Origin of the sequence: Nostoc sp. PA-18-2419, from assembly GCF_005869855.1 — a bacterium.
Lineage (GTDB): Bacteria > Cyanobacteriota > Cyanobacteriia > Cyanobacteriales > Nostocaceae > Nostoc.
The window spans coordinates 108,004-132,170 of sequence record NZ_SZNH01000012.1; the positions used below are offsets into that span (position 1 = coordinate 108,004).

General features: G+C 42.1%; 33 protein-coding genes. 17 read left to right on the plus strand and 16 right to left on the minus strand.

What is annotated here, in order from left to right; genetic code table 11:
* Positions 1-115: 115 nt before the first annotated feature.
* Positions 116-616, plus strand: coding sequence for a hypothetical protein (locus FCR06_RS14795; RefSeq protein ID WP_138500902.1), 501 nt, complete (start codon positions 116-118; stop codon positions 614-616).
* Here FCR06_RS14795 and FCR06_RS14800 read toward each other — a convergent pair.
* The 10 genes from FCR06_RS14800 to FCR06_RS14845 all read right to left on the minus strand — a co-directional run bounded on the left by FCR06_RS14800 (position 591) and on the right by FCR06_RS14845 (position 9,501).
* The gene (locus FCR06_RS14800; protein WP_138500904.1) at positions 591-1,469 is read right to left on the minus strand and encodes a hypothetical protein; all 879 of its coding nucleotides are present in this window, start codon (positions 1,467-1,469) and stop codon (positions 591-593) included. The two genes, FCR06_RS14795 and FCR06_RS14800, sit on opposite strands and share 26 nt — an antisense overlap.
* Complete coding sequence (locus FCR06_RS14805) at positions 1,441-2,346, minus strand: hypothetical protein (protein ID WP_138500906.1); 906 nt, start codon at positions 2,344-2,346, stop codon at positions 1,441-1,443. Before FCR06_RS14805 ends, FCR06_RS14800 begins: the two co-directional genes overlap by 29 nt.
* 104 nt (positions 2,347-2,450) lie before the next feature.
* Entirely contained in the window at positions 2,451-3,086 is a 636-nt protein-coding gene (locus FCR06_RS14810; protein WP_138500908.1) for a hypothetical protein, read from the minus strand.
* A 1-nt stretch (position 3,087) separates the two neighbouring features.
* Entirely contained in the window at positions 3,088-3,873 is a 786-nt protein-coding gene (locus FCR06_RS14815; RefSeq protein WP_138500910.1) for a hypothetical protein, read from the minus strand.
* Positions 3,874-3,913: 40 nt separating this feature from the next.
* Entirely contained in the window at positions 3,914-4,705 is a 792-nt protein-coding gene (locus FCR06_RS14820) for a LamG domain-containing protein (protein WP_138500912.1), read from the minus strand.
* A 9-nt stretch (positions 4,706-4,714) separates the two neighbouring features.
* Complete coding sequence (locus FCR06_RS14825; RefSeq protein ID WP_138500914.1) at positions 4,715-5,461, minus strand: hypothetical protein; 747 nt, start codon at positions 5,459-5,461, stop codon at positions 4,715-4,717.
* Between the two features lie 393 nt (positions 5,462-5,854).
* Positions 5,855-8,419, minus strand: a complete 2,565-nt coding sequence (locus tag FCR06_RS14830; RefSeq protein WP_138500916.1) for a VapE domain-containing protein — start codon at positions 8,417-8,419, stop codon at positions 5,855-5,857.
* Between the two features lie 406 nt (positions 8,420-8,825).
* Complete coding sequence (locus tag FCR06_RS14835) at positions 8,826-9,059, minus strand: hypothetical protein (protein WP_138500918.1); 234 nt, start codon at positions 9,057-9,059, stop codon at positions 8,826-8,828.
* 6 nt (positions 9,060-9,065) lie between these two features.
* Positions 9,066-9,302: a hypothetical protein gene (locus FCR06_RS14840; protein WP_138500920.1), complete on the minus strand. Its 237-nt coding sequence runs from the start codon at positions 9,300-9,302 to the stop codon at positions 9,066-9,068.
* Complete coding sequence (locus tag FCR06_RS14845) at positions 9,268-9,501, minus strand: hypothetical protein (RefSeq protein WP_138500922.1); 234 nt, start codon at positions 9,499-9,501, stop codon at positions 9,268-9,270. Before FCR06_RS14845 ends, FCR06_RS14840 begins: the two co-directional genes overlap by 35 nt.
* A gap of 87 nt (positions 9,502-9,588) precedes the next feature.
* Here FCR06_RS14845 and FCR06_RS14850 point away from each other — a divergent pair, with 87 nt between their 5' ends.
* Both FCR06_RS14850 and FCR06_RS14855 read left to right on the plus strand, forming a co-directional pair.
* Complete coding sequence (locus tag FCR06_RS14850) at positions 9,589-9,945, plus strand: KGK domain-containing protein (protein ID WP_223280148.1); 357 nt, start codon at positions 9,589-9,591, stop codon at positions 9,943-9,945.
* 104 nt (positions 9,946-10,049) lie between these two features.
* Positions 10,050-10,376: a KGK domain-containing protein gene (locus tag FCR06_RS14855; RefSeq protein WP_138500924.1), complete on the plus strand. Its 327-nt coding sequence runs from the start codon at positions 10,050-10,052 to the stop codon at positions 10,374-10,376.
* Positions 10,377-10,457: 81 nt separating this feature from the next.
* Here the strand turns inward: FCR06_RS14855 and FCR06_RS14860 are convergent, their stop codons facing one another.
* The gene (locus FCR06_RS14860; RefSeq protein WP_138500926.1) at positions 10,458-10,808 is read right to left on the minus strand and encodes a hypothetical protein; all 351 of its coding nucleotides are present in this window, start codon (positions 10,806-10,808) and stop codon (positions 10,458-10,460) included.
* A 298-nt stretch (positions 10,809-11,106) separates the two neighbouring features.
* Between FCR06_RS14860 and FCR06_RS14865 the strand changes: the two genes are divergently transcribed.
* The 13 genes from FCR06_RS14865 to xerC all read left to right on the plus strand — a co-directional run bounded on the left by FCR06_RS14865 (position 11,107) and on the right by xerC (position 18,232).
* Positions 11,107-11,400, plus strand: a complete 294-nt coding sequence (locus FCR06_RS14865; RefSeq protein ID WP_138500928.1) for a GIY-YIG nuclease family protein — start codon at positions 11,107-11,109, stop codon at positions 11,398-11,400.
* Complete coding sequence (locus FCR06_RS14870; RefSeq protein ID WP_138500930.1) at positions 11,397-11,588, plus strand: hypothetical protein; 192 nt, start codon at positions 11,397-11,399, stop codon at positions 11,586-11,588. The genes FCR06_RS14865 and FCR06_RS14870 overlap by 4 nt, the downstream gene beginning before the upstream one ends.
* A complete protein-coding gene (locus FCR06_RS14875; RefSeq protein ID WP_138500932.1) occupies positions 11,589-11,852 on the plus strand; it encodes a hypothetical protein in 264 nt (87 codons plus the stop codon).
* 12 nt (positions 11,853-11,864) lie between these two features.
* The gene (locus FCR06_RS14880) at positions 11,865-12,209 is read left to right on the plus strand and encodes a hypothetical protein (RefSeq protein WP_138500933.1); all 345 of its coding nucleotides are present in this window, start codon (positions 11,865-11,867) and stop codon (positions 12,207-12,209) included.
* 68 nt (positions 12,210-12,277) lie between these two features.
* On the plus strand, positions 12,278-12,646 hold the full coding sequence (locus tag FCR06_RS14885) for a hypothetical protein (RefSeq protein ID WP_138500935.1): 369 nt from the start codon (positions 12,278-12,280) through the stop codon (positions 12,644-12,646).
* Between the two features lie 164 nt (positions 12,647-12,810).
* Positions 12,811-13,011, plus strand: a complete 201-nt coding sequence (locus tag FCR06_RS14890; RefSeq protein WP_138500937.1) for a hypothetical protein — start codon at positions 12,811-12,813, stop codon at positions 13,009-13,011.
* Positions 13,001-13,210 carry a hypothetical protein gene (locus tag FCR06_RS14895; protein ID WP_138500939.1) on the plus strand — a complete coding sequence of 70 codons (210 nt, stop codon included), beginning with the start codon at positions 13,001-13,003 and terminating at the stop codon, positions 13,208-13,210. The genes FCR06_RS14890 and FCR06_RS14895 overlap by 11 nt, the downstream gene beginning before the upstream one ends.
* Positions 13,211-13,240: 30 nt before the next feature.
* A complete protein-coding gene (locus tag FCR06_RS32645; protein WP_189523431.1) occupies positions 13,241-13,390 on the plus strand; it encodes a hypothetical protein in 150 nt (49 codons plus the stop codon).
* The gene (locus FCR06_RS14900; protein WP_138500941.1) at positions 13,380-13,742 is read left to right on the plus strand and encodes a hypothetical protein; all 363 of its coding nucleotides are present in this window, start codon (positions 13,380-13,382) and stop codon (positions 13,740-13,742) included. The genes FCR06_RS32645 and FCR06_RS14900 overlap by 11 nt, the downstream gene beginning before the upstream one ends.
* Positions 13,739-14,989, plus strand: a complete 1,251-nt coding sequence (locus FCR06_RS14905) for a hypothetical protein (RefSeq protein ID WP_138500943.1) — start codon at positions 13,739-13,741, stop codon at positions 14,987-14,989. The genes FCR06_RS14900 and FCR06_RS14905 overlap by 4 nt, the downstream gene beginning before the upstream one ends.
* A 473-nt stretch (positions 14,990-15,462) precedes the next feature.
* Positions 15,463-15,690 carry a hypothetical protein gene (locus FCR06_RS14910; protein WP_138500945.1) on the plus strand — a complete coding sequence of 76 codons (228 nt, stop codon included), beginning with the start codon at positions 15,463-15,465 and terminating at the stop codon, positions 15,688-15,690.
* Positions 15,690-16,838 (plus strand): site-specific integrase, encoded by a 1,149-nt coding sequence (locus FCR06_RS14915; RefSeq protein WP_138500947.1) that lies wholly within the window; start codon positions 15,690-15,692, stop codon positions 16,836-16,838. The genes FCR06_RS14910 and FCR06_RS14915 overlap by 1 nt, the downstream gene beginning before the upstream one ends.
* Positions 16,839-17,062: 224 nt before the next feature.
* Complete coding sequence (gene xerC / locus FCR06_RS14920) at positions 17,063-18,232, plus strand: tyrosine recombinase XerC (RefSeq protein WP_138500949.1); 1,170 nt, start codon at positions 17,063-17,065, stop codon at positions 18,230-18,232.
* 272 nt (positions 18,233-18,504) lie between these two features.
* On the opposite strand, the gene FCR06_RS14925 is transcribed toward xerC, so the two are convergent.
* The 5 genes from FCR06_RS14925 to FCR06_RS14945 are packed head-to-tail and all read right to left on the minus strand — an operon-like array spanning position 18,505 to position 23,648.
* Complete coding sequence (locus FCR06_RS14925; protein WP_138500951.1) at positions 18,505-19,362, minus strand: LamG domain-containing protein; 858 nt, start codon at positions 19,360-19,362, stop codon at positions 18,505-18,507.
* 11 nt (positions 19,363-19,373) lie between these two features.
* A complete protein-coding gene (locus tag FCR06_RS14930) occupies positions 19,374-19,583 on the minus strand; it encodes a hypothetical protein (protein ID WP_138500953.1) in 210 nt (69 codons plus the stop codon).
* The gene (locus tag FCR06_RS14935) at positions 19,561-21,138 is read right to left on the minus strand and encodes a hypothetical protein (RefSeq protein ID WP_138500955.1); all 1,578 of its coding nucleotides are present in this window, start codon (positions 21,136-21,138) and stop codon (positions 19,561-19,563) included. Before FCR06_RS14935 ends, FCR06_RS14930 begins: the two co-directional genes overlap by 23 nt.
* 45 nt (positions 21,139-21,183) lie before the next feature.
* The gene (locus FCR06_RS14940; RefSeq protein ID WP_138500957.1) at positions 21,184-22,860 is read right to left on the minus strand and encodes a hypothetical protein; all 1,677 of its coding nucleotides are present in this window, start codon (positions 22,858-22,860) and stop codon (positions 21,184-21,186) included.
* Positions 22,860-23,648 carry a hypothetical protein gene (locus tag FCR06_RS14945; protein WP_138500959.1) on the minus strand — a complete coding sequence of 263 codons (789 nt, stop codon included), beginning with the start codon at positions 23,646-23,648 and terminating at the stop codon, positions 22,860-22,862. The genes FCR06_RS14940 and FCR06_RS14945 overlap by 1 nt, the downstream gene beginning before the upstream one ends.
* A gap of 163 nt (positions 23,649-23,811) precedes the next feature.
* Here FCR06_RS14945 and FCR06_RS14950 point away from each other — a divergent pair, with 163 nt between their 5' ends.
* Positions 23,812-24,150: a hypothetical protein gene (locus FCR06_RS14950; RefSeq protein WP_138500961.1), complete on the plus strand. Its 339-nt coding sequence runs from the start codon at positions 23,812-23,814 to the stop codon at positions 24,148-24,150.
* The last annotated feature ends 17 nt before the right edge of the window (positions 24,151-24,167 follow it).

Below are 24,167 nucleotides of genomic sequence, written 5' to 3' on the forward strand. Positions count from 1 at the left end.
GGTCTAAATTAATACTGCCCAAGAAAAAATTGAATATATAATGTTTTTCAGCCTCGCGTTATAACATAAACCCTTTGGGTTTKCATTTTTATTAGACGATTTTTCAAAGATAATCATGACCTCCGTAACACCTGGAACTAACGGCACTTTAAAATCAACCAGCGCCGAAAATGCACTGATTGAACTCGTAACTTTTCTTAAAAATGGCGAAGCGGATACAACAATTAATCCTAGTAAGCGTAATTACGTAACCCTTGATTTTAATGTGAACACGGGTTCGGTCGCGATTTCTTTTAGTATTCCTTCTGTCCCAACAATTACGGCTACAGGCAGCATAGAACTAACCGCTAGCGAATATCTCACAAATTTAGGTTTTAGTAGTGGTACTAGTGGAACTTTTAAAAGTTCTACCGCCGCCCAATCATTAATAGAAATAGCATCTTATTTACAAAGCAAAGAAGCTGATAGTACTAGCAATTCAGCCGCAAATAATTATACAAACTTTAATTATGATGGAGACAACGCTGTATTTAGTGGTAGCGCAACTATTCCCTTTACAGTTTCCATCAATTCTAGCGGTAAACCAATTATTAATGTGGTTGAATATTTACTGTAGTAACTTCTCTAACAACAGGATTATTATTGTTGTCAAATTGGATTTCAATTAGATTTTCGTTAGTCGCAAGCTTCTTTTGATAAATATAAGAGTCCAAAGCACCTGCCACTACATAGCCAGCTTCCGTACAAGCTACACCAAATTCTTGGTAAGCCTGGTCAACAAATGCTCTGGTCTTTTTACCCCCAATTGAGTCAATACGCTCTTGTATCTTTTGGGAAAGAACAAACGGTTTACTTCTAGCTTCTAGTTCTTTTTTGATTTTCTCTTCATTGGCACCAGCTGCTACTAGGCGATTTTTCAAATCGTTATCGCTGCCCCGGAAAGCACGGCGAATACTACCATATAGCCACAAGAATCCAGAGTTTAAAAGCAGTCTAGAGCTTTGATAGATAATTATTGAATATTCGCTCGCTAGCTGTTCTAGAAGCTCCTCTGTTATTTTTGGGGCAATTGCCTCAAAAACTGTAGGACTGATGGTGAAAACTCCTAAAGCAGGCAAAGCACCACAGGCAAGATATCCGAGCGTCTTTCCTGCTGCCTGACCTAGTAAGCCAGCGATGGTGACAAAGCTATTGTCAATTTGGGCTTGGATTTCGGCATCAGTGATGTTGAAATTAAAATTAAAGATGAAACTGGTAGCGACTACTATTGCTGTCCAAATAGAGGTAAATGTCCAAGCTAATCCTTGGGAGATCAGAGAAAATAAACCTTTTAGTAGCGATTGGGCATTAGACCCTAGAAAACCAAAAAATCCACCTTCACCGGATGCTGAATTTAAAACGACTCTTTTGCCATTGGGAACAGCAGTAGCACGGATAATCCTACTGCTGAGGTTGATTATTGATGCCATCGTAGACCTGATCCAGATTTTTAATGAAGGCTTTTACTTGGTCGGTGATAGTGCCACTTTCACCCAGCAGTGTCAGTAAATCACTTTTTAGTTTGCTAGCAATCTGTTGTTGATTACCACCCGTGCGTTTGTAATGCACGGCTCTAGTGATTGCAGCTGCTTGCAGAAGGGATTGCATTTTTGCAATTAGAGTCTCTTTCTCGTTGTAGGTTAATACTGAGACGTTCTGCTCTGATTCTTTCAAGAACTTGTCAAAAGATTTTTCTCCAACTGTAAAACTGAGTGGCATTTTTTGAACTTCCGAACTGGTGTGAAATCCCACGTAATCTATAAGTGCATTTAAAGCGCTGTAAGTCTTGAATTCACTTTGCTTAATTTGTCCAGATTCTATCAACGTGCGATTAACAATATTCAATATCAATTCATTATTAATATTGAAATGAATCATCATTGAAAACATTTCGGCAATTGATTCTGCTAGATTTGGCAGCCGAATAGTTTGTGTTTGCTTACCTTCTTTGGTTAAATCGGCATCGTCTACCTCAATAGTAATTTCAAATTCGCCTACAGTTTCATCAAATCTTTCAGCAAACCAAGCAATAAAATCTGTGAGGCTTTCAACTTTTTTGATTTGTGCTGGTTGGACTCCTTTTTTAGTTAGAAAGCTGGCTGGCACATCTGCGGGTAAAGACCCAATGCGTTTTAGTATGAGCTTGAGTAACGCATCGTTATTTTGCTGCCCTGGACAACACATACAACAGTCCTTTTTCTTGGGTGGTCGTGGTGGAGGTGGTGGTGCTGGAGGCTTTTTGTAGTTGCCACAAAAACTCTCAATAATCCATACTTGGCGATAAATTCCGATTTGACCAGTTAACAAATCGTCATTGTCAACGTAGGCAACTTGATAATACTGTTCGCGATATTTCCAGCGGAAGTTTGATACTGGTTGAGCGTTATATCTTGCAAAACCGACGACGCTACCTAGTACGCCAACAAATCCAAAAAGCGTATATTCTTCTGTGCCTTCGTTGTAAGAAGCATAATTATACGGGTCTCTGGAATCATCGGTATTTGAACCTGGATAAATATTGTGTATGTTTGTTTGATATTTTCGGTTACATCCCCTGTAGTTTGAATTGTGACGCCTACAGTAACTTTTGCCCCTTGAAAAACAACTTGGTGATTATCAGAAATATAGTGATATTCTTTTGGGTACTCAACTTCAAGTATTTCGCAATCTATTTGTCTAACAATGGAATTGTTATATTCAGAGTTTTGAAAATGCTGTAAGTGAGAAATGCTCAATGCTGGTAGTCCTGAACTACACGAAACTGGACTAAAGTCTTCTTGTACTGGTTGTGAAGATGGGAGAGGCAACGGTGGTGGTTGGCGTGGCTGACATGCTGGATTTCGCCAAACAAGCAACCTGTCATTAATTTCTACGCCTACTGTGCATTCGTCGTATATCAGTTTGGCAATTGCTATGTCTTGTAAATATTCATAAATCGATGGTGCTTGGTCGCGAAAAAATTTATTAGCAGGACTGTTTTGCACGGCATCTATAAAAAAGGATTTCGCTTTTTCTGCTAATAAACCACCGGGACTATTTGCAAACATCTTAGACAAACTCCCTGATATCTATTGCAGTGCTACCAGAATCCACAATGCTATAGTAAGCACCTGTATAGATTGGTGCGGGAGATTCCCAATAATCCCCAGGTTCAAGTTTTACTAGATAACTGCTAGTGCTAACACTTGAAACACTATCTATAAATACGTTCTTATCGCTGCTATTAAACAACGTCAAACCTTTTCTATTAGCATTAGTGTTGATAATTGTTGCTGCAATAGTGGTGATGTTATTCGCTATTTTGACGGATGTATCTACTAATTTTTCAATGGTTATTTGACGTGTTAAATCACAAAAAGCTACTACCTTATCTTCTCCAGCCGTAGTACTTTGCAGTAAACCATAGTTGGCGTCTCGGATTTGTAAGCCAATCATTGCATTGTTGCCTAAACTATGGTCGCCTAGAGAATATTCTCTGTAGGGGTAGGGGTCGGGATTTAATAGGGAGTAGGCTGCTATTCTTTGCCAGTCTTGAGCGTTGCCTATTTGACAAACTACATCAAGTTGGATTCGTGGGGAATTCCACTCTAAGTTAATCGCTGTAAGCAATTGTTTAGATTCACTATCGTCTAACTCAAAAACTGGGAATGCAACTGGAGTCAGATTATAAATCCAACTAACTGCTTTTAAATTATTGATTTCCAAGTATTCATCAATTAGTCTGTAACCTGATTTACTGTAAGGAACGTAATTAAAGATTGGCACAACGTTAGTTCCACTATTGTGGTCAAGTGTGACAGCTATTTTTTGTTTAATTGTTAATTTTTCTAGCATTACCAGTATTTATCCTTGGTTGCGTTTGCACATTTATCTACTAGATTGTTGGGAATGCTTGAGTTGGAGGCGTAAAATTAGCGCTGTATCGAGCTTGTTTGGTTATCCTCAGGTTACTCATATACCCATTAGCACTTCGACCATTAATCGCAGTTCCAATCAGAATATTCTCAGTGAAAGATTGTGGAGTAATCGTACTAGAAGCAATTGAAATTCCATCAACAAAAGTCTGAATAGCTGTAGCGTTGCGAATAAATGCTAAATGATGCCAGCCATTTGGAGTTAAGTTATTAGTAGAAGGATAGAGATTAGTGGAGCCATACTTAAAGCGTAATTTCCCTTCGCCTCCGTCCCATTCTATTAACAAGCCCAAGTCACTTGTTGCGAATAAATCTTGGTCTGCTGTCCCTAAAGCGTTGAAGTAATACCAGAATTCTAAAGTTAAATTGTTATTTAAGGCTCCAGTTTCTAATACTGTAGATAATTTCGGATTACTGCCACTAAATTTAATACTAGAGCTTCCATACTTAATTTGTTCTGTACTGATTACTGCTGAACCATCTACAGTAATAGCCTTGCCTTTTATATCGACTATGGAGCCATCAAAAGGCATCAATAAAGATACATCACTAAAATATGGATCGTCACTGCTAGTATTTCCATTTCCGCCGCTACTAGATAACCCTGCTAGGAAATTGGCTTTAGTGATTTTATAAGGTATCCCATTACTATCAACCATCAATACGTAATCATTATTTCCAGCAATAGTTTTGATGGAAGTTGGTATTTGAAGACCGCTATTTGTTGTTGGCTTTTTTTTGGATAATGGCATATTTAATCGCTATTGCTGGTTTACTCCTCTAACTCGGAGCGCTTCAATAATAATTGCTCTGGCGGTTGAAGGCTCTTTATTCACCCAAAGGGGTATTTTTTTTGTCCGGCTACGCCGAAAATCTCCGGCAAGAGTAGCATTAAAACCTGAGTATTCTCTTTGTTCCTCTACTACTACTTTTTCAAAATTCAAAACACTAAAAAATGCCGGATATACGCGTGTTGTCTCTTTGTACATTCTTTTATTTTCTGCCCGTCTCCCCTCTTTCTTTTCCTCGGCTACAGTCATGGTGAGTATTTTGGCAGTTGAGAATGCTGCCAGCGACCGCAACATATTTGCAGCTGTCTCGTCACTGCCGCCGTAGACTTGCATCTGTCTGCCATTGCTTAGATTTGCAGTGGCTCGGAATCTTCCCCAGGTGTAACCCTCTGCTCCTCCACAGGCATTTTTAATTGTCAGCCAATCTAGTTTGGCTCTGTTTACATCGGGGATATTATAGGTTACCCGAACAAATCTAAATCCTTGTCTTTCTCTAAATGGTGGTTGTTGAAAATTGAAGAAAAATACGCTTAATTTTATTGTTTCTACTTTGGCGCGAACATAGTCTTCAACTGGTAAACCTACGAAGTCTCCAATATCTCTAGTTTCAATCAAGTTTCTATTTGCTAGGACTTCGGAAACTACTGACCTGTAATTATTCCTATTGACTGCTAGGACTATCTTTTCTTTATTAGCTAATACAATTTCACCTGCCATTGATTTAACCGCGAATTTCGGTGCAATAAATCTGTTGTATGCGGAGGTGAAAAATTCGTAAATCTTCCTCTTTTATGTAAAAAAGGAAGTAATTTACTGAATCAACATACTGTAAAGACTGGATTCTGTGGACACTGCTGATTTTTGAAATTTAAAATATACCTGTTTTACCTGCTGTAAGGGTAAAACCGGAAGTCATACCCCCAAACTATTTTTAAAAACCTGAGTAGCTGTACTGAATATATTAGAAAAATAATTTATACAAATCTTTAAAATCATCAGCAGGACAAAACTGCCTATGGGCAATATGCTGAAAATTATTACAGGATTTGTTACCTCATCGCGATCGCCCCACTTCCAAGTCGAAGGCGACCGCGTTTTTCATCTTCCTTGTCATTGACGGGCGCGTACCAGCTTCAAATCATCGCGGTCAAACGGGCCAAGCCTAGACTGGAAGCCTTTGGCTGATTTCTTGAGCCAGTACTCACCTTTGTCTATGAAATCCACTATCAAAGTCTGTCCTTTATGCTTTCCGCGCAGTACTTCAACCTCATCAGCAGGCAGAAACTTAGGCTGAACGGGGCAAAGGTCGCTAAATGGCAGCCGGAGTTTGTCGAAAGGTTCCCCAGGAATGATTACATCAGCTTTTTTAACAGAGGGGTAGACCCGATAAATCCGTACCTCTAGAGCAAGTGAGAGTGACCAAACATACTGTTTTTTATAGAAATTCTCCTGAGTAATATTTTCTAAAAATTTTGGTAAATTAAGTGGATCATCTGGATCAGTGGTTGGCTTTATCGTCTCTAGCTCTTGTTCTACAGTGTCTCTGGACTGATCCAGATGATCCACTTGATTTTGCTGTTTTTTTGCAGATAAATTACTATCTTCCTGCATAGTAGTATTTGACACTATATCGCCTTCGCTGATTGAAGGTGGTGCTGTGCCTGGTTGATCTGCAAAGAAATCGACTTTTTGAGTTTTGGTGAAGATTCTTACCCAATGACCGGCTGACCTTTTGCGCTCAGTTGCCCACCCCAATCGGTTCATGACAGCGCCAATTCTCTTGGATAGCCCTACATCCTGTCTTGCAACTTCTATGTCTAAGTGGGTGAATAGCTCAGAAAGCGTAACTGTGTTTTTATGCTCCACGTACTCCTGAATCTTTGCCAGCCACGGGTCAACTACCTGGAATTGCTTGTTGAACTCTTCGCGCTGTTCTTCTTGCTCGTCAGTCAGTTTCCATTCTTCCCCAGTTTTATAGAGGGCAAAGGCAGCTGCCCAAAGTCGATCGCGCTCTATAGTTAGCTGTTCTACGGGGATTCTGCCCTTAACTGGGATAACCCAAAATCTTCTGCTGCCTGTCGGGTCGGCGAGTATTTCTTGTTCGTTGGTGGTTCCAACTAAGATAGATCTGCGGGGATATTCCTTGACGGTGCGAGAGTAAGGGGTTCTATAACTGTCAGTGCTAGTGGTGATGAATTTTTTTAAGGCTGAGACATCTTTCTTTTTGTAAACATTCTCGAATTCTGACCACTCCAGACACCAAAACTGATGCATTTTCATTCGCTCGTCTTTCTCGTTGGCGTCTCCCATGTCGTCGCTGAACCAATCATCGCCAAACAAGTTTCGCCAAAAAGTACTCTTGCCTATTCCCTGTTTTGGATTAACTAGGATAGTCACTGCATCTAGCTTGCATCCTGGCTTCATGATTCGCGCCACTGCTGCCAAGAGCGTTTTCTTCATATATATGTTATGCAGTTCGTTATCACTGCCAAAGTAACGAGTAGCAAGATTGTCGAGGATGCTGATGTCAACGTCTGAGTAGAGTTCGGCAACGTTTTCTAAGTAGTCAGCGACCGGGTGATAGGCATTTTGCCCACCAAGCATTTGCACGATCGCTTGAGCATCGCCGATGGGCACTTGTTCGCCAAACTCTAAAACCATATGCAAGCGAATCTGGTCTAGATCTAGTGGTTGCCCCGCTAGTTCAATTCGATTTTTCATTTGATTGAGCCGCAGCCCTTCGCCCCAGCCATCGCGGATTATTTCAAATTGCCGCTTGAGCTTGCATTTTTCTTCTTCACCTTCTTCGAGTTGCTGTTTAATCCATAACTCTTCTAGGCTTTTGCGCCACTCTTCAACAGTTTTGGCACTGTGAAATAATTTGTCAAACTCATCTTTACCGTTCTGGTTAATAAAATCATCCATGCCTTTTAATTCACCTGGTGGTAACTCGATAACCATGACTTTAGAACCAGTAGCGCTTAAGTCTTTAGCTAGTCCCAACATGGCGTTCTGTACTGGTTTTTTGACAACGATATCATTGTCAAAACATAAGTAAAAGGTTCTGCCAAACCCTGTAAATAGCTTGAGTAATTCGTGCAATCTACCATTCTTTTTACACGTAGAAACACCTGGGATTGAAATTGTTGTGTAGTTAATTGACAGCCCTGCTGCTGCTTTCTTCGCACCCTCAGTAATAATAATTGGCTTGGATAAGTCAGTAATGACTTGTTGCCAGAATCCTTCTATATCAATATCTAAAAATAGAGGTGCAGCTTGATATGCAGATGCTCCAATATATTTTTGTAGCTTTCCTTGTTTGTTCAGTATTGATGTATCTGGTTTTACCTGGACGCCAAGCAATGTCGGTTCTCCAGTCTGCGGATCTACACCGCTAACTGCCCAGCAAGGTATCAGGCTGTTAGAGTGTTTCCATCTTGATTTATTGTTTCTGTTGAGGAGTTTGTCTACTTCTAAGGAGTCTTTAATTGAGCGAACATTTTTTGCTATTATCTTTTCACTAACACCACTAAGTAACCACTCTTCCCAGTGTTTTTTATCTATATGTTCTGGGGATTTTGTGTTATAATTGTTAGTGGTATTGTTGTTATTTAATGTTATTAATTCAGTATTTTGGGTGGTTGCAGCCGCCCTTTTTTGTTTTGTGGATGTCATGATTTTTACCTCAAGTGATAGTGTTGTGGATTAATGAAGGGACGATGATTTCGCTTTTGGTTAAACGTGATTTAAATTACCTTAAATATAAAGGCTGCATTTGAACATGAAAAAAAATCTGAATTTTTTTAGCTATCTGGATCAGGCTAGGATAAATGTGCAGCAGAAGGTGTAGCGCTGCTGATCCAGATGATCCACTTAATTTTCCAAACTTTTTATTTTTTTGCATGTCAGGATTATTCCTTAGCTATATTTTTAACATGTTGCATTAAATACATTTTTTTTTAGACTTAGTGTTAGGTGTTCACTGCTCGATGTCGGTGAGTTGTAAGTACAACAGAAAGTTATCCAGTTCATCTTCAGTCAGTTGCAAGCGCGATCGCTAAATTTTTTAATAGATAGGCTGCTACCGTTTAATCGTTTGACATTGTGTTTTGAGTTGGGCGAGCATTTGCGGGTTAGTTTGAAAAGCAGATGGTAATTGGTTGATAATTATTGCGGCTACCATAGTTCTTTGAGAAAAGTCGAGTCCTGGGTCAACGGTTCCTATGTACTCAACAAAGTTTGCTAACTCCTTGCCGCAAATATCACTAGCAGCCTGTACCCGCTCAATGAAGTTATTTGTATTTTCTATATTCATTGGTCATTAGTTATTGGTTGTTGGGTTTTGACTGTTGAGTGTTGACTCTGGGGTGTCGGTCAGTTGCAAGAAAAGCAGAAAGTTATCTAATTCCTCTTCGGTCAACTGCAAGCGCGATCGCTTCCCGTAAAATTTCTGCAAATGCTCTCGTCCGTCGGCTTCTGTCCAGCCCAAGCGCTGCATTTGGGCGTTTGTCTGGTTTATCAGGTTATGAAAGTTTGGGTAGGTTGGCTCTTTGGTCATTGATGAGTCTGGGTTGAGATTGTCCAGCTGCCGATAGGGCGTAGGGAAAAATCTCCGGTCTGATTGCAAATAAGTGAGGCAGTCCGGCGACTAACTGATTAGCCACGAGTTCGGCGTGCTGGTCGCAAATGCTGGGAATTTCGATTTTTATAAACTCCACCAAGGGGCGGATTGATTGGGCTGGGTCTGTATTAGTCATTGGGTATTGGATGTTGGGGAAAACTTAGGAAAGGCGGATCAAGTTGACGCTTGAGCCGCCATGTTGTCTACGAAAGAGAAAATCAAAATGAGTAATAAATATCAGCTTGGCTACCCTGAAGACAGGGGTGGCTTGAGTGATGAAGATGTTGTGTCAAATTCTGGTGGACTTTGTTTTGGAACCCCCGACATGGCTAAATTAAAAGGATTAATAGAACGTATTCGTTCTTGGGCATGTGGCACGGGTAGATATCCTAGCGCCGAATACAAATGGTTTACAGAAGAAGGGTTTAAATGCGAGGTTTTGCGAGTCAATGGCGGAGGCTGGATAAAAGGAAGATTCCGGTTTCGACTTGAGTTTGTTCCTGATGAACCAGAAGCGATACAACCAAAAGATCCAAGCTCACCGCTCGCTGATCTGCGATCGCAATTAGATACCCAATAGTCAATCATTCATAGGCTTTGACTCTTCGAGCGTTGGAAAAACTTAGGAAAAGCGGATCAAGTTGGCGCTTGAGCCGCCATGTTGTCTACAAAAGAGAAAAGTAAATGAGTGACGAGATTGTTTTAGACAATGATGATGTTGTCTGTTTTGGCGCGGAAGATTACAGCTTTTCAAAAGCTCCGACAGCAACAGTCAATGAAATAAAAAGTTCATTGCTGAAAACTTGGTTGGCAGGGCATCTGTCCGGCTGGATCGGTAATGGAATAGCCTGTAAAGTTTTGTTGGTGCGCGGTGGGGGATGGCAAGCCGGGAGAGTCCGATTTCGCCTAGAGTTTATGCCTAACGAACCAAAAGTCTCTCGAAAAGAACCTTCCAGTACCAGTGAGTCAAAATCACCGTTAGATGACCTGCGTTCTGACTTGAAAGTATAGTCACAGATGCGTCGCCTGCTGATGGTAGTAGGCGACATATCCATGAATAAAGCCGTCCTGCCAACAATGGTTAGGACGGCTTTATTCAGTCTTGTGTCCGTTTAAATCTGTAAGGCTGACAGGGATCTGTCTTAGCTCTTTGAGTCTGTTTCTTAATAAATCAGCCTGCTGTTCGTGGTAGGACAGTTGTTTCTCTGTCTCCTCAATTAGCTGGCCGACAACTTCCCCAGTGATTCCGCTACTTGAGCGTTGTCTTGAGATATCGATATCTGATTTGTCGCTATTTTCTCTAAAAGTTGCGATCTTGTAAGTCCCAGAGTCTGTGCTAGTTCCTGAAATAGCTCCCACGCTTCCGGATGCACTTTTAAGCTCACTCCTATAACTTCTCTGCCCGATTTTGGGCGACCGGTTCTTGCCATTTTTCCTTTCCATGCTCGACACCCCAATTATTGCATATCCAGAAATCCATTATTGCTTATAGGTATCCAGATATGCAATACTGCTAATATTGGATTTTTAGAAATCCATAAAATCTACTCATACAAACCAAGCAGAGATGGTAGCCTGCCAGCATTGAGCAAAAGAAAGACCTGCCAGCGTGAGTAGCCTTGTGTACCTGATGCCCAATACCTAACACCCAATCCCCAAACCAGGCAGAGATAGCAGCCTGCCAGCACTGAGCGAACGCCAAAGACCTGCTAGGGGAAACGCCAACCGACAACCAACCAAGATGAGTTACGTCTACCTACTACATTTTTCTAAACCAATAGGAACACAAGGGAGGGGACAAGCACAGCACTACCTGGGATACACCGGGTTAAGCCTAAAGAAAAGACTGTCCATGCACAAAGCTGGAACTGGAGCCAAAATATGCCGAGCCGCCATAGCTAGTGGCATCGAATTAAATCTCGTTCGTCACTGGAGCAACGGAACCCGAAGCCTAGAGCGACAACTCAAACGCCAGCACAACAGCCCAAGGCTGTGCCCAGTCTGCAACAACCGACAACCAACACAGAGTAAATGACAAACATAAAACCAAATGAGACAGACATCGAAGACTGGAACGAGTGGTGGGTAAACCCAGTAGCAAACGGCAGCACCGAACCTGACCCCGCCGACCTGGCAGGAACCAAAGCCTACATTGAGCAGAATTACTCCCCTGAAATTCAAGCCCAAATCCAAATCAAAGTTAGGAGCGAAATAGAGGAATAAATGGTTAACAAACCTTACTTAGTCCGCGTAGATGACGAGATAATCATCAACCTTGAAAACGTAACCACCATTGCACATAGTGAAGGGAGGCTGTTGATTTGTTTTGTTGGTGATTTAGATAACCCACTCATTTTGGTTGGAGATGACGCCCAAGCGATGTGGATTTACTTCTCCTCTCAGATGATGAGCTTCCAGCCTTTGAAAATTACAAATCCAGGGCGAGAAACCCTGGATATCCCAAACTCAACCGATGAACAACATTAAAAGTGAACAAACATGAATCTAACAGACGCTATTCGACGAGAAATGTCCATTTTCACCCTTTCGCAGACAACAGGGTTGGCTTCTTTAATCTTCCTCGCTTGGCGGGAAAAAACCTCTGTTTGGGATCAATGGAGCGAATGGGATTTTGCCGACATTCCCGAAAACACAGTTAGCTTGTGCGATTTGCTCGGCGACCAAGAGCAGCTAAAGCTAGCAGCCGATATCGCTCTTGGCTTATTAAAGGAAATTGTTGCGGCAGCCGTAGAGCAAGAAAACGCTGAACCAACTACTGTGCAAGCAATTGAGCCAAAACCTTATACCCCACTATTGAGCGACTATTCACGCACTATCGACTAACTCGTGAACCACTAGTGAACCACTAATGAACGACTATCGACTAACTCGTGAACCACTAATGAAGCGCTATGACTGACCAACAGATTACAGATCGAGCCACTACAAACGGCAAAACGACTACTAGTAGGGCTGAACGCAAGGGCAAACCGAGAGAGTGGAAGGAGATGGCTGACGATCCGCTCTCCGAGGGGTTCGATTCCCACCAAGCTGAGTACGTAGTAGGTAGAACTCAGGTAGGGTTTGGCACTTTAGAACCCGGTCAACTGTTTTCTCGGTCAAAAACGGGGAAAAGCCTTTATGTCAAACTCAACGACGGTCGGGCAATTTGTCTCGACACCCGTCAGCCGATTGAAGTTAGCCCAACAAGACGAAAGACTTGGCAGATATGGCTTGTAACTCTTTTCAACAGCACCACTGCCAGCAAAGCCGATTTTTAAAGGGCGATCCACCTCTGCCAAGAACGCGCGATCGCCCCCAGTAGGTTGGCTAACTTTCCGAGAAAAATTACCCACTTGAATTATGACCGATCGACAATACCCAAGCAATCAAATTCACCGTGTAGGCTTAACAGAGGGGCAATACAGCGATTGGAGACAAAGCGATGTTTAACGAAAACCTTTATCGAGCATCGCTTAGGGCCCTAGTCAACGAGGGAGTTCCAGTAAATGTAGCTGTAAAAGCCTCTGAAGTGGTAGCCAAAGACGAAGCTGGAAAACCTGAATTAGGGAGAACTTCTTCAGACCAACAAGCGGTACAAGAAGCGATGAAACACTACTGGGCAGGGCGAATAAATGCAGACTAGCAGTTTTCCCTCTGACTGGTATCAATCCCAAGCAGAGATTGCAGCCCATGAACTGGACTGTGACTTACATCTAGCCGCTTGCGAAGCTCAAATCAAGGAAGGTATCGCCGCCAGCCTAGAGCCGATGCCCGAACCGGACTCGAAGCCAGACAACTCCGTTTACAACTTCAACGCCATACTTGATGGCTTACTCGATTAACCAACAAGCCCCTTCGTGGGGCTTTCATCCATGAAAGAACCATCACGCATTACATCTGCCCTGGGGGAAGCAATGGGAGCGTTAATTATTTTGCTATTGCTCATGCCAATAGCGGCCTTGTGTTTGAGAGCCACTGTAGACATTGTTCGGGTCAACTGTGAGGTGAATCGTGCCAGATGAACAGCCAAAAATTGTAGTTGAAGTGCCGAGCAGCTCTGATTATTCTCCAGTCCCCAGTCCCCAAACCAGCAAACTAGAGAAATTTAAAAAGGGGTGGATTGAAGCGATAGCCTTCCCAGACACTCTGGCAGACATGGCCTATGCTGTCGCCGCATCCGTGGCAATTCCCGCACTTTTAACCAGCTGTTGGGTATCGCTTCCGTTACCCAGTTTTATACGCTTGGGGGTGTTAGGAGTTTTAGCAATAACTGGCGCCCTCATGTGTTATTTACGACAAGCAGTGCCAGACGTGGACGAAGAATTGACATTTCGCGCCTTTCTAGTGGCGTTGGGGGTAATTTTGGGGCTATGACCGCAATACACCCATCACAGCTACACCAGCAATTGCAGATGTACACTCGTGCGAACTGGTCGTCCTGGGGAGCTTTGATTGTCAGCTGCGGCTTACTGTCTCTGGGGGTATCGCTCCAGGGGAAAGAAAGACAATACAAACCCTGGATACTAGGTGCAGCAGTCATTTCACTAGAGACAGGACGACGGCAAAGACATACTGTTAAGCAACTGTCTCAAAGTTTGGGCGACATCGAGTCGGCATCGCGGGCGAACTTCCAGTTATGGGCCAAAGCCCAAACTCAACCCACAGCACAGTTAGCGCTCACTGTTGGCATTGATGCGAACTGGCAACCAGAGAATTTGATCGCTGACCCGATTGAATACATCCAGAAGAAGCAGAAGCACGTCGCTCTCGTTGGTGGCACGGGCGACGGGAAGTCAACTTTTACTCAGTTTCTCTCTTCTAAAATCGGTGGTCGAGTCATCGTCTACGACAGTGACGCTAAGCCAGATGACTGGTCATGGCTCGAACAGAGCGACGTGATTGGGCGAAAAGGCAACTTCAACGCCATCGATGCCGCAATGGGCAAAGATTTAGAAAGCCTGCAAGACCTAGTTCAGCTTAGGGGGGAAGGGGGAGATAACGCGATCGCCGGACGCGAACGTTTTTTAATTGCCGAAGAATTCCCCATTTTGGTGGAGGAATGTGATAATGCCGCCCCCTGGCTGAAAAAACACGCCAAGCGGGGACGGCGGTACAAACAGTTTATTTTGGCGATCGCCCAAAATGAYACTGCTGAGAACTTTGGGCTACAAGGYGATAAAGACACGCTCTACAGCTGYTTTGTGCTGGTGAGATTGGGTCAATTCGCCCGCGACCACGCCAGGACTAAGCTCAAAGATCCTCAACTAGAGCAGTGGTTAAAAGCTGGTGGCAAAAAGCGGTTCTTGGTCGATGATTGCCCGTGTGAGCTTGACTTGAGCAACTGGGGAACCGGAACGATCAAGGACAAAATCACCGACAGCCACCGAGATGATGAAGCGCGATCGCTCTCGAAAGACCTCAACGAATACGAGCAATTTATCCTTAACTGGGGACAACAGCACCCAGGTGAGGTTTTGAAAGCTCGAATACTTCTGCAATCCAGCCGACTGTTTGACGGGATGCAGCCAGATGAAGTACGGATCATCTTTGCAGCAATGGCTGACAGGGGCTTGGGAGAAGTGGAAGGCAGTGGCGATCGACTCGGCTGGAAGTGGTCGTAGTATTGTCTACAGGTTGTCTACAGTTCGCCTACACTTTGCCAACACTGCTTTCGGGGCGAATTCGTTGGCAAGTCTCCATTACTAGGAGTTTTGGTTGAGGCTATCGACACCCCATCACCATCCCATTAATAGACCGTCTACAGCGTCTACAATTTTTCGAGCCAAAATTTTGGGCTGTAGACGGCTGAAATCGTTATAACATAGGCATTCTGACAACTGTAGACAAAATTTTTAAAGCCCAAAAAATTGGATTTTTTAGAAGAATGAGCGATGAACTAGTCGAATTGGATTTTTGCTGCCCTGAGTGCAACTGTAGCCAGTGGCAGCATGTAGGAGACGGGGTTTATGCCTGTGGGCGTTGCGATTACCTTATAGGGTTCGGTGAAGATGACCCAGGTTATGACAAGGAATTGCTAGATCTGGGGACGTGCTGTGGCTGCGGCTGCACTGGGGAAACGGTAAGAAATCTTATCATGCTGCCAAAGAAAGCTCCTGTACTTGGTACGGGCTGGGGTTGCTTAGTCTGTGGCTTGCCGAGTGATGGGGCGGTTGCTGTCGCCTGCGATGATTGTTTGGCGCTGATGGACACCCAACCCGATGTCATCAAAGAAGTTATTTACGGCTATGCAAGCGATAAAAAGCGATACAGCATAGCCGGACTAGCCGAAGATTTTAACCATAAAAATATACCGCATGACTAATGGATGACGTACTTGCCAAGATTAACGAGCGGCTGAGGATTGCTCAAATTGGCGTCAGCGTCGAGCAAATTCATAATCGCCTTTATCTGCGGGCAACCTTGCCACCAAAGCCAAACTCCACCAAAAATAAACCGTACCAGCAACGAATCGCCCTGGGGATATATGCAAGTAAGGAAGGTTTCAAACGAGCCGAGGCTGAAGCAAGGCTTTTGGGCGGGTTAATCGCTTGTAAAAATTTTCAGTGGGAATCTTATTTAAAAATACCCGCCGGAGAATCGCTGGAGTCCCAAACCATCGAAGACCTGATTCAACGATTCGAGAAGTATTATTTTCAAACTCGCGAGCGGAATCACCAAAGCCAAACAACCTGGGTAGTAGACTACTGGCGAATATTTCAAAAACTGCCTCAAAAAGAAATTCTCAGTGCTGAGAATATTTTAAAAACGGTAGTGGCGACAGCACCGGATACCAAAACCCGTAAGCGCACTTGTATGGCACTTTCAGCCCTAGCGAGATTTGCCCAGGTAGAAATTAATCTCAAACCTTACAAAGGAAAATATAGCCCCAAACTGGTGACGCCGCGAGATTTACCAACGGATGCAACCATCGCCAAGCATTTCTATGAGATTGAATCAGATTCCTGGCGCTGGGTATATGGAATGCTCGCTACTTACGGCTTACGCAACCATGAAGTGTTTCGCCTCGATTTTCGAGCGATCGCCCAAGGGGATTACATCATTAATGTCAGCGAAAATTCTAAAACTGGATCGCGCTCTGTGTGGCCTTGCTTTCCAGAATGGTTTGAGGAATTCGAGTTGCAAAACGTGGTTTTACCAGAAGTTGACTTAAACCAGTCCAACGCCGCCATCGGTCACGTGGTTACAACTTGGTTTCATCGCCATGCCATTGGCTTTGCCCCCTACAACTTGCGCCACTGTTGGGCGATACGTACTTTAGAATTTGGCTTAGACATTTCCCTGGCAGCCCAGCAAATGGGGCATTCCGCCAAGGTGCATAGCGAACTTTATCATCACTGGATTAGCCACCAGCACCACCAAAGAGCTTTTGAATTGATGGTAAATAAAAGCAACCGCCCCCAGGTTCCGCGAATTTTGGGTCATCAAAAAATTGTAAAATCTTCTGACTAAAGTTTGACTACGAGGAAATTATGACTTTGGGACAAAAATCCTTAGTTTATTGCTGTAAAGTATGCCAGGAACCAGACTTGAACTGGTGACACGAGGATTTTCAGTCCTGCCTCAATAATGCTTGTAAAGCTTTTACTGTATAGATTTTAGTAATAGTGTGTAATTAATCTACTCTTTTTGTGTCAGTTGTGTGTCAGAATAGCTGAAAATTAGAGGAAAAGTGAGTGAGAGAAATTACACCACTAAATAGAGGCGGGTATATTATTTTACGGTTTACCTATAACGGTGAACGATACAGTTTTAATCCTGTGCCTGGTAGTCGCTATGAAGACAAAACAGCGCTTGCCACAGCAGAAAAAATAGCTTATCGAGTACGTCAAGATTGCATCAATGGCTATTTTGACCCAACCTTGACAAAGTACAAACCCAATGCATTACAAGGCAGATCCAAGGAAGATGCGTTACGTGATGCCAAGGAAGCAAAGGAGATTGACTCCGCAAGGTTGTCAGTAAATGCTGTCAACTTACTGCAACTGTTTGAGGATTACACGTTATTCAAGTCCAAGACACTTAAGTCCAATAGCATGATTGATTACGACCGCATCAAAAACAAGCTTAGGAAATGTCCTCACAAGCTGGTGAGAGACGCTGTTGATGTGATGCATTGGTTAGTTAACGATCACAAGGGTGAGTCTACTAGTAGTATTGAAAAACAGTGGAAACTGATTAATGCTTGCTGTAAATGGGGTGTAGCTAGTGGAAAGCTGCAATCGAACACTTTTGACGGACTTCGTAACTTGATACCATCAACAAAAAAATCAAGTACTCAGGATGACATCAACCCATTTAGTGATGATGAGCGTAGGCAGATTATTGAGGCTTTCTATTCAAGCGTAAATTATAGCTACTACGCTCCTTTGATAGAATTCCTATTTACTACTGGCTGTAGACCTGAGGAAGCGCTAGCACTGCAATGGAAACATGTCAAAGGAAACAAGATAACGTTTTGTCAGAAGCTTACAGCCAACGGTGAAATAGAGTTAGGTACTAAGACACAATCAAAGCGATCTATCACGGTAAATGAGCAGCTAAAGTCTGTCATTGTTGGCGTTAAGCCTGAAAAATGTTCTCTTGATAACTTTGTGTTTCCTGCTAAAAAAGGTGGTCTTATTGACTGGCATAATTTTGCTAATAGAGCATGGAAGTCAGTACTTCAAACCTTGCCAGATATTGAATACAGGAACCCTTACCAAATGAGGCATACCGCTATAACAATGATGGTTAGAAGTGGTATTGATAGCGTAATGGTAGCTAAGTGGGTAGGTAATTCACCAAACATGATCAGCAAAAGATATTTGGGTGATGTCAGCGATATTACAATGCCAAATATCTAAGGTAACCTACATCCCCTTGCAAAGTAGCATTAAAAGTAACACTTAAAGTAACACTCAAAGTAGCACTAAATATGTTACTACTCAAAATATGTTTACTAACATCAAAAGTGTTACTCAAACTAACACTAAACATGCTACTTTAGACTAACACTTTCCAGCAGGGTATATTTACCAAGATAAAAATAATAGTAATAAAGCAATACAAGAATACTTAATAAAATACCCCAAAGCAGTAGTAATACTATCTTGGGGTATTGTTGTAAAGTGACACCTTAAGTCACTGGTAACGCATTAGTAGGTGGTGAGAACGACGACGATATTCCCGTTAGTGAGGATCTAAATTCACTCATGTATCCTGTAGCATTACGACCCGGTACAACGGTTCCTATTAAAATATTTTCAGTAAAACTAGATACTGCAATAGCACTACTAGCGACTACCACGCCGTCAATAAACATGTAAACAGAACCGATTAGGCGCGAAAATTTCAAGTGATGCCAATTATTAATAACAAGTGTATTGCTATTGGGATAAAGATTTACTGAACCACACTTAAACCTTAGCTTGCTCTCGCTACCATCCCATTCCACAAGTAGACTAAAGTCATTAGTGCCGAATAAATCTTGATCGACGTTTCCTAAGGCTGTAAAAAAGTACCAAAATTCAACAGAAAAATCGCCGTTAAAACTTCCATGCGGCAATGTCATTACAAGTTGTGAATTATTACCACTAAACCTCAAGCTTGTATCATAGTATTTGCTTTGTTCGTTGCTTATTTGTGCATTTCCATTGATGACAATATTCCCGCCCTTGATATCAGCAATAGAATTGTTAAAAGGCAATAGTGCGGATACTCCAGCAATGTATCCACTACCGTTACCATTATCGATAGAACCATTAGACAAACCTGCTAATAAGTCAGCTTTAGATATCTTATAAAACTGTCCATTGTTGTCGATACCGATAAAATAATCGGTATTTGCTGCAATGTTTTTTGTTATTGTTGGCAAAGATATCTTATCTGCAATATTCGATTCAACGGCTATCAACCTTGTGTCTAAAGATTCTACCGTTGTCTCTATTTCTGTCAAATCTACACTCAATTCGATCGGTTGCTTCCAAAGTGGCATTGTTTTATTTCCTATTCGTCAATAAGTTGATCAGCGTGTATCCAAGAGACTTGAGAGATGATGTGTCCAGACACTACACAAAGCATATTTAAGTCAGTATCAACTTGCAATATTTCACCCTCAGACTGCATTCCGTAGTCATCAATATAGTTCACCACTTGACCTATAGAGACTGTCACATCTTCGTACTCGTTAGCTTCAACTTGGTTTATATACAACATCTTTTTTCTTTCCTGTTAGGTCTATAAGGTTTATTGGTGGAACATTGACGCCCACATTAAGATATGCATATTGAAATGTCACTATCCCTGATTTGCCTGATATTGGAATTTCTTCTATTTTTCCTCTGATAGTTACTTTGTCGGGTATGGTCTGAATTACTCCATTAGCTTTCTTACTTCCTACTCTGAATTTGTCATCATCAAACTTATGTTGTTGAATATCTAGCACTTTTTTGATAATGCGCTTAGCCTCGGTTTCATTCTTTACGTCAAGCTTAAATTGATACCCTTTTTCAAAGTCTGAATAAGTATAAGTTTGCCTTCCTTTTTCAATTTTGAGTGGTGGTGTAGCAAACTCTCTGTGAATAGCGTTAGCAAGCTTTTTAAGGTATTCATCAGTGGCGAAATCTTCCTTACCCTTATTCATTAATCTGAATGCAATTTGCATTGATAATGCATCTGTAATCGCGCCCTTGCTAGGGTTCTTATTTTGCTTGCAATAAAACTTCAGTACTACTTCGGGTCTATGCCTACGCTCTGGCATATCAGCAGGGATAGAGCCATAAATAATCCCCATGTCACGACCGTTAAACTGTTCGTGTGTTGCCAATGTTTGAATTATTACGGGCTTTAAAAGTTCTTCCCTTCCACCAAGCACAATACGCTCGTCAGGTACTTCTCTGTTTGGAACAATTTCTACATATTTGTTTTCACCCATTGGCGGCGTATGACGTTGCGTTAGCATGTCTTGGGATAACCAAGTATCAACAGAATTAGCTACTACATACCCGGCTTCTACACAAGCCTCGTCAGCCTCCTCCTGAAGTTCTTCAGCGAATTCTCTACCCGCGCCTTCCTCACCGAAAGTTTTATCGAGATACTCTTCATTGGCGTTAGCAAAACTCCAGGGTTTACTATTTTTTTCACCCCAAGCTTGTACAGCTTTTTCGGCTTTGCTGCCAAAGTATTTTTTAACAAGCTTGCTGTTACTTTTTATAAGCTTCCTAACACTCTTGAATGTTTCAGTAATAAAGATTTGAGTGCCAAGTAGTAGCGTACTTTTGAGCAATGCACCAAAATTTTCTAGAAATTCTTCTAACGCTTCCTCAGTTACCCTTGCAAGCGTGTAGGCTCCCAACGGTTCATTAAAAACCATTATTGCGGCGGCTGGAACAATGCCACATGCTATGTAACCCAATGCATTACCAATGGTTCCGCCCAATTGCCCTGCTAACGCCGTCCATCGACTTTTGATAGATGCATCAAGCTGTTCATCTGTGGCATTCCAGTTGAAATTCCAGAGGAATTGTTTTGTAGCTACAAACCATGACCAAAATGTAGTCCAACTAAACTTAAAATACCCTCCGATGTTTCCTAGTAAAAAACCAGTTAAAGACCATGATGCATTAAATACAAAACCTACAAAATCTAGTGCCCCATTGCCAGTTGAGCCATTACTCGTTTTATATTCCTCCATCCCTCTAATTATTCGCGTTCCAACCTTACTGCGTACTACTCTGCTGGTAAGTTTTTCAAGATTAAATGTTATAGCCATATACCCTCATCATTGAATGACATCTGGAGATGACATCTGTATATGTCATTCTTTCTTCTCACTACCATCACTCTTGTAACGCCCTTGATCTGTACCAATTTCGCGTATTTTAGGACGTTCTTTATAAGGTCTACTCCAGGGATGTTCTGTATCAGTTATCCCTGAAATATCGATGAAGCCGCGTTCACAGCGCTCTGTAAAATCATTAAAGTCATCTTGTTTACCACCTTTGGCGGCGTCCGTGATGTCTTTCACGTTATCAGCTAAAATTCCCTTCAAGCTTTTGACAGTGTTATTGGTATCTACCCGTCTCCAGTTTTGAGCGTTCCACCTAGCAGCCATTGTTAGTAACTTTTTCAAGTCATCCTGTAGATCGGTTTTATCCTTGTTTTCGTAAGATATTATCTCTACTTCTTTTTCTTTTAGGGTTTCCTCTAGGTTTTTACCGCCCGGTGTAAACAATGATGGTATCTTGCGCTTAACTTGGTCTAGTTTGTATCCAAGGTACTCTGCATTGGCGAGTGAAACATCGAGTGTTTTTATTCCCAATTGCTTAGACATTCCAGCCTCAGCCATTGCTTTTACGGCTGTAATTAGAATTGCGTGAGTATCGCGTTTTACTGTAATTAAAGTTCCCACAAGTTCTGCCAAGGTTTCTGCCATATTGGGCAATACTATCTCTTGCTCTTGATTGCCTTCCTTTGTTAAGTCAGTGTCCTCAACCTTTATCTTTATTGGATAAGCACCCATCAAGGCATCTAATTGTTGCATCTGCCACAGCATTAATTCTGCCAGTGACTCAACGTTTATCATTGTTGGCTCTTGCTTTGTGAAATTGTCGGGAACCGATGCGGGTAAATTGCCGATACGTTTTAGTACAAGTCTCAAAAGGCTATCGTCACAGCACATACATTTACATTCCTTTGGTTTGATTAGTGGTGGTTCAAATGGTGGTAGACATGGTGGTGCTTGAAATCTGGTATTGAGCCAGGTATACGAGCCACCTTTTACGTACTGCCAATTATCCGAGCCGACATACTTTGCTTCACCTTCTAGCGTGATAGTAGTCAGTCTTTGCAGTAACGTTATTCCTTGTCCATTGGTGATATAGCTGATAGTTCCTGATGGTGTTTTTGTTGCAATTGCTAATGATATAGACGTGACATTAGTAGTCTTCCAGTCGGTATAACTATAAGTAAATCTGGCTTTTCTATATCTATTGGCATTGGGGACGCCGTTACTTTCATCCCATCCACGACGAACAAGGTCTAGGATATTCATAGCGTTTTGTTTTTCGGCGATCGCCCAAACACTAACAGGTGTTCCCGACGGAAGTGAGAACGGTACTAGATTGCCATTCTTGTCTGGAACGACTTCGTTGATGCTGTCAGCGATCGCTGAGTACATTTGATTGCCATTAGCGCAATAAGATATAGCTTGCTCCTCATCTTCTAGGAATGAAATGTCTGGTACTACCCCCTTTTGCGCTTTGGGATTGCAATATTTATTGCGGTAAAAGTTAACCTCTCTACTGTCGCCTACTCTCACACCAGCGTTACATCCGTCATAGACAAGTTGAGTGTTTCTTAAGTTTTTTACAACATCAACTAAACCTGAACTGTAATCACCCAATTTTTTAGGGACTCTACCACCAAAATCTTTCAAATTTTCTACTAATTGGGATGCTGTTTTTTTAACAACACTAGGGGAATTAGCAAACATCAGACAAACTCCCTGAGGTCTATTGCGGTACTACCTGTTGCTACTACGGCGTAATAATTACCTGTGTAAATTGGTGATGGTGACTCATAATAATCACCGGGTTCAAGTTCCATCATATAACTGCTAGTGCTAACACTTTGATTGGTATCGATGTAGATATTTTGATTACTGCTATTAAAAAATGTCAGCCCTTTTCTATTGGTATTGGCGTTGACTATTGTTGCAGCGATTGTGGTGATATTATTGGCAATTTTGACGCTAGTATCAACAATTTTCTCAAGTGTTATAACTCGTTTCAAATCAGCAAAAGCTGTTACTCTATCGCTTCCTAAGTTGCCATTTTGCAATAGACCAAAGGTAACATTTTTTTGCTGCAATCCTATCATTGCGTTTTCGCCTAGATTGTGGTCACCGAGGCTATATTCACGGTAAGGGTAGGGTGAACTGTTGAGCAATGAATAAGCCGCTATTCGTTCCCAGGTATTATTGCCGTCAACGCTCATCATTAGATTTAGTTGAATACGCTCTGACTTCCATTCAAGATTGATAGCGGTCAACAATTGCTTGCTCTCGGTATCCTCTAACTCAAACACTGGAAACTCAACCTCAGGTAAAGAGTATATCCATGAGATTGCTTTGAGATTGGATATCTCGAAGTATTCATTGATGACTCGGTAGCCTGCTTTAGTGTATGGGGTATGGACGAATAAGGGCTTAACGGATGTGCCTGTATTGGCGTCCAACGTTATCATCACCTTGGTTTTTATCTCGAAAGTATCCAGTGACATACAAGCCTCCAGAAGAGAAAAATATTCCTATTGGTTAACCTATCAGAAAAATATTATTTAGTCATTACCTCAAAAACATCAAAAAATATCTTTCAGAGGCATTGACAGTCCTTATAGACAGCGCTAACGTGATTTTACACATAGCCTATAAAGGGAATGAAATATGGCTGCTACTGTTGATTTAACATTGGCTGAAATTGCTGCGAAAATTGTAGATTCTGATGTGGCTGATTACGTATCCGGTATGGATGCACTGCCTAATACCGCTACCATGAGCGAATTTTTGGCTAAGTTTTTGCAAGGTGCTGCACTTGCTCAGATTGCTAAAAACGCTGCAAATAACACCGCTGCTAATGGTGAACTATTGAATGCTTACCCATTGCCTACTACCGGAACTGTACAGACTAATACCACCTCTGGGTTACAAAGCTTTGCTAGTACTTACCAATTGAACGTTGTATCTGCCGCAGGATTGGGCACTTCTGTTGCAGCTTATGCATAATCGTTAGTTTTCAAAAA